Here is an 802-nt window from a genome sequence, read left to right as displayed (position 1 = left end):
GTCAATCATGACTGAGCTAAAGCCATTGTGAATAGCACGAATCACACTGTCAACACTATCACCATGATCTAGGTGAAGGACAAATGGGACTGGACTATTTTTAATACGTTGAAGAACATATGCAAAGAAATCATCTTTACAATACAAAACTTCTGTTGGGTGAACTTCTAAAATTGCAGGAGCATTATCTGCTTCACATTGCTCCACAACTGTACGGACAAGTTCAAGGTTTGAAATATTGTAAGCCCCAACACCAAATTTGTTCAATTTAGCGATTTCAAGCATTTGGTTCATATTCAATAACATAGGGAATCCTCTCTTTTCATTAAAAATTAATCAACTTAATGATAAATCTGATAAATCAACTTTTTCTTCAACCTCTTCTTTAATTCCTGATGCTTCTTCTTCAGTCAAATTTTTTTTCAAAATAAGAAGAATGACAGCTGTAACAACAGAACCGATAAGAAGAGCTGCTACTGCAACAAGTGGTTTAGACATTGCAGGGATTACAAATACACCACCTGAAGGAACTGGAGAACCGTTATCAAAAACGTAAGAAATCATGCCACAAACTCCACAACCTATAGATGTTGCGGTTACTGTGCGTAGTAAATCGTTCATAGCAATCGGGATAACTCCTTCTGATATCATACAAATACCCATAGGGAATGCGATTTTGATAGCTTCTGTTTCTTGGTTTGTAAAGATTCGTTTGTTGATTATCTTTGAACCTAACCAAGCAAATGTTACTCCGATTGGAGGAACCATAGCTGCAAGAACTTTAATACCTTCTGGACCGGTA

The 802-nt window shown here is 36.5% G+C and carries 1 protein-coding gene and 1 pseudogene; both read right to left on the bottom strand.

Annotated elements, in window-relative coordinates:
• A partial coding sequence (locus QZ114_RS08140) for a class II fructose-bisphosphate aldolase (RefSeq protein ID WP_295501849.1) occupies positions 1-306 on the bottom strand: 306 nt, incomplete at its 3' end.
• A gap of 30 nt (positions 307-336) precedes the next feature.
• A pseudogene (locus tag QZ114_RS08135) lies at positions 337-802 on the bottom strand (PTS fructose transporter subunit IIC); the annotation flags it as partial.

Source organism: uncultured Streptococcus sp., assembly GCF_901875575.1.
In the GTDB taxonomy this organism is placed as follows: domain Bacteria; phylum Bacillota; class Bacilli; order Lactobacillales; family Streptococcaceae; genus Streptococcus.
The sequence above is the reverse complement of the archived record's forward strand: the minus strand, read 5'-3'. Positions and strand labels throughout refer to the sequence as shown.